The following is a 960-nucleotide window of genomic DNA, read 5'->3' on the forward strand; positions in this document are numbered from 1 at the left end:
CAGCCTGTCCCGGGGGCGGGGGCGGCACACGGGGAGGACTACCCGTTTCCATACCTGCGTGGCGGCACGGGCCGCGTTCGGTCACGCGTACTGCAGGCGGACGAAGGCCCCCGTGGCGTCGTCACGGACGTCGACGTACGCGCACACCTGCCGCGCGAACCACAGTCCCTGCCCGGGCGCAGGTGCGGCGGCGGGCGGCGGGACGAAGCCGGCGAGCGGGTCGCCGACGCGGCGCGCGGTGCGCAGTTCGCAGACGCAGGAGGGCGCCTCGCCCCACAGCAGGACGTCGGTGACCGGGTCCACGGCGGCCTCCGCCACCGCCTTGGCGAACAGGTCCGCCTCCGCGGCTGCCAGCCCCCGGGCGTGCGCCCAGCCGCGGACGGCGTCGGGTTCGGGCGCGGGCAGCCGGTGCGCGTCCCGTGGGGGCGGGGGCAGCGGTACGGCGTCCAGTTCGGCGGCGACCAGCAGCGGGTCGGCGTACACCTCGGTGTCGGGGTGGGCGCGGCGGGCGGCGGCGATCACGGCCGGGCCCGCGGTGCGGGTGTCGTAGACGCACAGGGCGGTGCTGGCGTACGGGGCGAAGAGGAGGTTGGCGAGGGCCTCGTAGCGGATCCACTCGGCGGACTCGCGGGCGGAGCGGCCGGCGCGGCCGCTCCAGTCGGGCTCCATGAGGAGGTGGCTGCGGCCGTCCGGGCCGGCGTGCGCGGCGAGGTAGCCGGCGGCCTGGGCGATGGCGTTGGCGGCGGAGCCGGTGTACCAGTCGGTGTGCGGGATGGTGACGACCCGCCGCGCGGCGTCCCCGGTGAGGGCGTCGCGCAGCAGCTCCAGCTTGGCGGGCGCGGCGATGGCCACGGGCGGGGGCTCCTCGGGGGCGGTGAGGCCTTCGGCGAGGAACGGCAGCGCGGTGGCCAGGAACTCCTCGTCGGACCCGTGCACGGCCATGCGGTGGTCGAAGGGACC

The 960-nt window shown here is 77.4% G+C and carries 1 protein-coding gene; it reads right to left on the reverse strand.

Going from position 1 to position 960, the window contains the following annotated elements:
• Window positions 1–81: 81 nt before the first annotated feature.
• Window positions 82–960, reverse strand: an 879-nt coding sequence (locus tag CCN42_RS40670) for an MEDS domain-containing protein (RefSeq protein ID WP_086742072.1), incomplete at its 5' end; no start/stop codon positions are given.

The sequence above is a fragment of the Streptomyces glaucescens genome (assembly GCF_002154375.1).
Classification (GTDB): Bacteria; Actinomycetota; Actinomycetes; order Streptomycetales; family Streptomycetaceae; genus Streptomyces; species Streptomyces glaucescens.